The sequence below is a fragment of the Piscinibacter sp. genome (genome assembly GCF_050175855.1).
GTDB lineage: Bacteria > Pseudomonadota > Gammaproteobacteria > Burkholderiales > Burkholderiaceae_C > Piscinibacter.
In genome coordinates this window covers 1-6,444 of record NZ_JBFXIO010000304.1, presented here as the reverse complement: position 1 = coordinate 6,444, position 6,444 = coordinate 1, and the positions used below count along the sequence as shown (strand labels likewise).

5 protein-coding genes are annotated in these 6,444 nt (G+C 68.7%); 3 read left to right on the top strand and 2 right to left on the bottom strand.

Going from position 1 to position 6,444, the window contains the following annotated elements; translation table 11 throughout:
- A partial coding sequence (locus tag AB7U92_RS19565; RefSeq protein ID WP_428580829.1) for an ABC transporter substrate-binding protein occupies window positions 1-1,032 on the bottom strand: 1,032 nt, incomplete at its 3' end.
- Entirely contained in the window at window positions 1,029-2,852 is a 1,824-nt protein-coding gene (locus AB7U92_RS19560) for an ABC transporter substrate-binding protein (RefSeq protein ID WP_428580826.1), read from the bottom strand. The genes AB7U92_RS19565 and AB7U92_RS19560, both read right to left, overlap by 4 nt.
- 151 nt (window positions 2,853-3,003) lie before the next feature.
- Between AB7U92_RS19560 and AB7U92_RS19555 the strand changes: the two genes are divergently transcribed.
- From AB7U92_RS19555 to AB7U92_RS19545, 3 genes are all read left to right on the top strand, one after another.
- Window positions 3,004-3,942 carry an ABC transporter permease gene (locus AB7U92_RS19555; protein WP_428580823.1) on the top strand — a complete coding sequence of 313 codons (939 nt, stop codon included), beginning with the start codon at window positions 3,004-3,006 and terminating at the stop codon, window positions 3,940-3,942.
- On the top strand, window positions 3,939-4,982 hold the full coding sequence (locus AB7U92_RS19550; RefSeq protein ID WP_428580820.1) for an ABC transporter permease: 1,044 nt from the start codon (window positions 3,939-3,941) through the stop codon (window positions 4,980-4,982). Before AB7U92_RS19555 ends, AB7U92_RS19550 begins: the two co-directional genes overlap by 4 nt.
- On the top strand, window positions 4,982-6,444 hold a 1,463-nt coding region (locus tag AB7U92_RS19545; protein ID WP_428580817.1), incomplete at its 3' end, for a dipeptide ABC transporter ATP-binding protein. The genes AB7U92_RS19550 and AB7U92_RS19545, both read left to right, overlap by 1 nt.

Below are 6,444 nucleotides of genomic sequence, written 5' to 3'. Positions count from 1 at the left end.
GTAGAAGAGGGTGCGATCGACGTTCACGATGCGGTGCAGCCCGACGCCGCGCTTGGCCAGGTTCGGCGCGAGCTGGCCGTTGGGCGCGGCCATCGTGACGAACTCCGCCGGCACGGCCAGCAGGTCGAACTGCTCGTTGAGGAAGGCGAGCCATCGAGGCTGCGGCACCTCGATGATGCTGATCTCGACCCGGTCGAGCATCGGCAGGCGCCGGCCCTTGAGCTTCGCGAGGATGCCCTGGCCCTCGGCGTCGTCGGCCGCAGGTTGGGCGTCGTACGTGACTTCACGGAAGTTCGGGTTGCGCTCGAGGATGATCTGCGAGCTGCGCCGCCACTGCGCCAGGCGGAACGGCCCGGTGCCCACCGGGTGCTCCATCGTCCTGCCGGCATAGGCTTCGATCACCTCGCGCGCCACCGCGCCGAACAGGTCGCCGGCGGCCAGCGTGTAGATGAAACGCGGGCGCGGCTCCTTCAGCTTGAACTGCACGGTGTAGCGGTCCAGCGCGCGCAGGCCCTCGACTTCCTTGTCGTAGTCGAACGGCTTCTTCTCCTTCAGCGCCTCCTGGCGCAGCTCGTCCACGCCGAGCATGCCCTGCTCGGCCAGGCCCGAATACACCGGGCTCTTGGTCTCCGGATCGAAGATGCGCTTGTAGGAGTAGACGATGTCCTGCGCCACCAGCTCGCGCTTCTTCCCCTGGAAGACCGGGTCGTCGGCGAAGTGGATGCCGGGCTTGAGCCGGACGGTCCAGGTGCGGTAGTCGTCCGAGTGCTGCGGCATGCCGTCGGCCACGTTCGGCCGCACGAGGAAGGGCCGCGCCAGCGGGTCGAACTGGTACAGGCCGTCGAAGATGTGCGCCGTGACGATGCGCGAATACAGGTCGTTGATGCGCGCCGGGTCGAAGCCGGTCTCGGCGGCGGGGAACGAATAGCGGAACACCTTCTGCGCCGGTGCGGCCGCCGGGCCTTGCGCCTGCGCGGCCAGCGCCAGGCAGCCGGCCGTGAGCGCCGCGGCGAGACCGCGCAGCGCCTTCATTTCGCCTTCCTGGCGCGGATGGCCGGGTCGACGTCGACGTACTTGTAGAACTCGCGCACGAAGGGATTACGGCGGAAGCCGATCACCCACGGCTGCATCAGGTCGGTGGCGATGCGGTGGCTGCTGAGCTTGTAGGGCACGTAGGCGACCATCAGCTTGCTCGCCTCCTCCATCACCTGCTGGCGCTCCGGGCCGTCGGGCAGCGCCTTCTGCTTCTCGTACAGCGTGTTGAAGGCCGGCAGGTTGAAGCGCGAGTGGTTGGCGCCGCCCTTGTTCGGGCCGTAGGCCAGCGCCAGGAAGGTGTCGCCATCCGGTGTGGTGGCCGACCAGCCCACCCCCCACATCATCAGCTTGCCGGCGCGCGAGGCCTTCAGGTTCTCCGGCCACTTGGCCACCTTGAATTCGATCTTCAGGCCCACCGACTTCATGTTCTTCTGCCACAGCTCGGCGAGCTGGCGGCTGGCCTGGTCGGGCTGGGTGGAGTACTCCAGCACCAGCGGTGAACCGTCCGGCTGCTCCCGCCAGCCGTCACCATCGCGGTCGAGGTAGCCGTACAGGTCGAGCAGCGCCCGCGCCCGCGCCGGGTCGTGGTCGCTCATGGTGGTCTTGATCGACGGGTTGTAGCCGAAGGTCAGCGGCGCGATCGCCGTCTGCGCCGGAATGGCCTGCGCCTTGCGCACCAGGCGGATCTCCTGGTCGCTGTCGTAGGCCAGCGCGATGGCGCGGCGCAGCGCCACCTTCTCCGGCGAGTAGCCGCCGATCACCGGGTTGTCCTGGTTGAACAGCGCCGCCAGCGTGATGTCCACCAGCGGTGCGCGGTCCATCGTGATGCCGAGCTTGGCCAGGTTGGGCGCCAGCTTGTCGTTCGGGATCGCCACCGGCGCGAACTCGTTGGGCAGCCGCTCCATCAGGTCGGTCTGGCCGTTGAGGAAGGACAGCCAGCGCGGCTGCGACTCCTCGATGATCACGATCTCGACGCGGTCGAGCATCGGCATGCGCCGGCCCTTGAGCTGCGCGGCGATGGCCTGCGAGCGCGGGTCGTCGTCGGGCGCCTGCTCGTCGTAGAGGTGCTCGCGGTAGCCCGGGTTGCGCTCCAGCACGATGCGCGAGCTGCGCCGCCATTCGGCCAGCCGGAACGCACCGGTGCCCACCGGGTGCTCCATGATCTTGTCGCCATAGGCCTCGACCACCTCGCGCGCCATCGCGCCGAAGCTGGAGTGGTCGGTCATCACCTCCTGGTGGAAGCGCGGCGACGGATCGACCAGCTTCACCTGCAGCGTGTAGCGGTCCAGCGCGCGCAGTCCCTCCACCGGCTGGTCGTAGGGGAAGGGCTTCTTGTCCTGCAGTACCTGGCGGCGCAGCGCCGACAGGCCGATGATCCTCGCCGCCTCAAGGCGGTAGAGGTTGGGACTGTTCCACTTCGGGTCGTAGTGGCGCTTGAGGGTATAGACATAGTCCTCGGCGACCAGCTCGCGGCGCTGGCCCTTGAAGGCCGGGTCGTCGGCGAAGTAGATGCCCGGCTTGATGCGGAAGGTGAAGGTGCGGAAGTCTTCGCTGATCTCCGGCATCGCGACCAGCGTATTCGGCTTCATGCGGAACGGCCGCGCGAGGAAGTCGAAGGCCAGCGGCGCGTCGAAGATGCCGGCGGCCACGGTGCGCGAGTACAGGTCGGAGATCTGCACCGGGTCGAAGCCGGTCTCGGCGATCGGGAAGGCGTAGCGCAGCACCCGCTGCGGCTCGTTCGCGCCGGCCTTCTGGGCCAGCGCGCTGCCGCAGGCGAGCGCGAGGATCAGGGCCTGGGTGAGGCCGCGGATGGACATCGCTGGAACTCCTGGATTCGGATCGCGCGAAGTCTATCGGCGGATGGCACGCGAGTTGCGTCCGGGGTCACGAGGGCAAACACCGGGGCGAGGGGCCTTTGGCGCCGCCCTAGACTCGCGCCTGCGTTTCCCACAAGGAGATCCCTGGCCCATGGCCGCTTACCTGATCCGACGCCTGTGGCAGATGATCCCGACGCTGTTCGGGGTGGTGCTGCTGGTGTTCTTCCTCTTCAAGGCCTTCGGCGGCGATCCCGCCGAGATCCTCGGCGGCCTGTCCGCCTCGCCCGAACAGATCGACGCCATCCGCCAGCAGCTCGGCCTGAACGAGCCGTGGTGGGTGCAGCTGGGCATCTTCCTCAAGCAGATCGTCACCTTCGACTGGGGGCGCAGCTGGGCCACCAACGAATCGGTGGCCAACCTGTTCGCCACCCGCCTGCCGGCCACGCTGACGGTGATGGTGCCCATCCTGATCCTCGACACGCTGCTGGCCATTCCCATCGCGCTGCTGGTGGCCTACGTGCGCGGCTCGCTGACCGACCGCTCGATCATGGTGGCCACCACGGTGGCGCTGTCGATCTCCTTCCTTGTCTACGTGATCGTCGGCCAGTACTTCTTCGCCTTCCAGCTCGGCTGGTTCCCGGTGCAGGGCTGGACGGACAGCCTGGGCACCAACCTGCTGGTCTACACGCCGCTGCCGGTGCTGCTGGCGGTGATGGTCGGCCTGGCGCCGCAGACCCGGCTGTACCGCACCTTCTTTCTCGACGAGATCGGCCAGGACTACGTGCGCACCGCCCGCGCCAAGGGCCTGACCGAGCCGCGCATCCTGCTCACCCACGTGATGCGCAACGCGATGATCCCCATCCTGACCAACGTGGCGGTGTCGCTGCCAGGCATCTTCGTCGGCTCCTTCCTGATCGAGGTGTTCTTCTCGATCCCGGGCCTCGGTCGCGAGGTGCTGCTGGCGGTCAACCGCAGCGACTATCCCGTCATCCAGGCGGTGACCGTGTACCTGGCCGTCATCACGATGGTCGTCAACCTCCTCACCGACGTGCTCTACAAGCTGGTCGACCCGCGGGTGGTGCTGAAATGAGCGCGGTGCTGACGATGAACGCGGCCGCGAGCCGCTCCGAAGGCGTGTGGGCCGCGGCCTGGCGCCGTTTCAAGGGCGACCGGGTCGGCATGGTCTCGATGGTGATCGTGGCCGGCTTCGCCTTGCTGATGATCGCCGCGGCGCTGAACCTGGTCGCCGCCGACTGGCAGCGCGAGATCGGGGTGCCCAATGCGCCGCCCACCTTCATGGGCCCGGCGAAGAAAGAAGCCTCCACCGCCATCCCCGTGCCCAGCGGCCCGAACGTCGACATCTCGGCAGTCGACCCGCTGGCGCCGAAGTATGCCGAGTGGGCGGAGCTGGCCAAGAAGTACCAGACCACCGAGACCGTCAAGCGCGAGACCCTGCCCTTCGGCGGCGACCGCCTCGGCCGCGACGTGCTCGCCAAGGCCATCAAGGGCGCGGAGATCTCGGTATTCGTCGGCGTGGCCGCGGCGATCGTCGCCACGCTGATCGGCACGGTGCTCGGTGCGCTGGCCGGATTCTTCGGCGGCCGCGTCGGCGACTTCCTCGAGTGGCTCTACAACGTCTTCACCTCCATCCCCGGCATCCTGCTGATCTTCGCCTTCGCGGCAGTGGCCGGGCGCGGGGTGCAGTCGGTGGTGCTGATCCTCGGCCTGACCGGCTGGACCGGCATCTACCGGCTGGTGCGCGCCGAGTTCCTCAAGCACTCGGTGCGCGAGTACGTGCGCGCCGCCGAGGCGATCGGCGCCAGCGCCGCCTCGCGCATCTTCCGGCACATCCTGCCCAACGTCAGCCACGTGATCCTGGTGCAGCTGTCCATCCTCGTGGTCGGCTTCATCAAGGCCGAGGTGATCCTGTCGTACCTGGGCCTGGGCGTGAGCGTCGACCAGGTCAGCTGGGGCACCATGCTGGCCGAGGCGCAGAGCGAGCTGATCCTCGGCCACTGGTGGCAGTTGGTCGCGGCGACGGCCTTCATGGCGGTGTTCGTCACCGCCTTCTCGCTGATGACCGATGCGCTGCGCGACGCGCTCGATCCCAAGCTGCGCGGAGCCGAGTGATGCTTCTCACCATTCAAGACCTTCGCGTGCGCTTCCGCATGGGCCGCGGCCACAAGGTGAGCTACGCCGAGGCGGTGGGCCGCGGCAGCCAGGGCGTGAGCTTCGAGGTGCCGGAGAACACCACCGTGGCGCTGGTGGGCGAGTCGGGCTCGGGCAAGAGCGTAACGGCGATGTCCATCCTCAACCTGCTGCCGGAGAACGCCGAGCGGCAGGGTGCGATCGCCTTCCAGGGCCGCGACCTGCTCGCCGCTTCGCTGACCGAGCTGCAGGCGATGCGCGGCAAGGACATCGCCTGCGTGTTCCAGGACCCGATGACCTCGCTGAACCCGGTGTTCACCATCGGCCACCAGTTGTGCGAGCCGATGGAGCGCCACCTCGGCATGAACCGCCGGCAGGCGATGGAGAAGGCCGAGGCGCTGCTCGCCGAGGTCGGCCTGCCCGAGCCGAAGCGGCGCCTCGCAGCGCATCCGCACGAGCTGTCGGGCGGCCAGCAGCAGCGCGTGATGATCGCGATGGCGCTGTCGTGCGAGCCCAAGCTGCTGATCGCCGACGAACCGACCACCGCGCTGGACGTGACCATCCAGCGCCAGATCATCGAGCTGCTCGCGAAACTGAAGGACAAGCACCGCATGAGCATGCTGTTCATCAGCCACGACCTCGGGCTGGTGGGCGAGATCGCCGACCGGGTGGTGGTGATGCGCCAGGGCACGGTGCGCGAACAGGGCGCGGCGGCCGACATCTTCGCGAACCCGCAGGATCCGTACACGAAGGCGCTGCTGGCCTGCCGGCCGACGCTGGAGCAGCGCAGCGCGCGGCTGATGGTGATCGACGACCACATCGCCGGCAACGGCCGGGCCGCCGAACGGGTGGCGAAGCCGAAGGACCCGCAGGCCCCGGTGGTGATCGAGGCCACCGGCATCACCAAGAGCTTCTGGATCCGCCAGGGCGTGTTCGGCCGCCGCGAGTTCCGGGCCGTGAAGGGCGCCAGCTTCACGCTGCGGCGCGGCCACACGCTCGGCATCGTCGGCGAGTCGGGCTCGGGCAAGACCACGCTGGGCCTGACGCTGCTGCGCCTGCACGAGGCGGCCGGCGGCCCGGTGGGCGGCCAGGCGATGTTCGACGGCCGCGACCTGCTGGCCCTGTCGCGCCAGGAGATGCTGCCGGTGCGCCGGCGCATCCAGGTCGTGTTTCAGAACCCCTACGCGTCGCTGAACCCGCGCTTCACGGTGGCGCAGACGCTGACCGAGCCGATGGCCATCCACGGCGTGGGCACGAGCGACGCCGACCGCCAGGCCCGCGCCAGCGCGCTGCTGGCCAAGGTGGGCCTCGACGACACGGCGCTGAACAAGTACCCGCACGAGTTCTCCGGCGGCCAGCGCCAGCGCATCGCCATCGCGCGCTGCCTGACGCTCGACCTGGAAGTGCTGGTGCTCGACGAGGCGGTCAGCGCGCTCGATGTCTC

Coding starts and splice junctions, on each gene's coding strand:
- AB7U92_RS19550 (WP_428580820.1), top strand. CDS start 3,939: ATGAGCGCGGTGCTGACGATGAACGCGGCCGCGAGCCGCTCCGAAGGC.
- AB7U92_RS19555 (WP_428580823.1), top strand. CDS start 3,004: ATGGCCGCTTACCTGATCCGACGCCTGTGGCAGATGATCCCGACGCTG.
- AB7U92_RS19560 (WP_428580826.1), bottom strand. CDS start 2,852: ATGTCCATCCGCGGCCTCACCCAGGCCCTGATCCTCGCGCTCGCCTGC.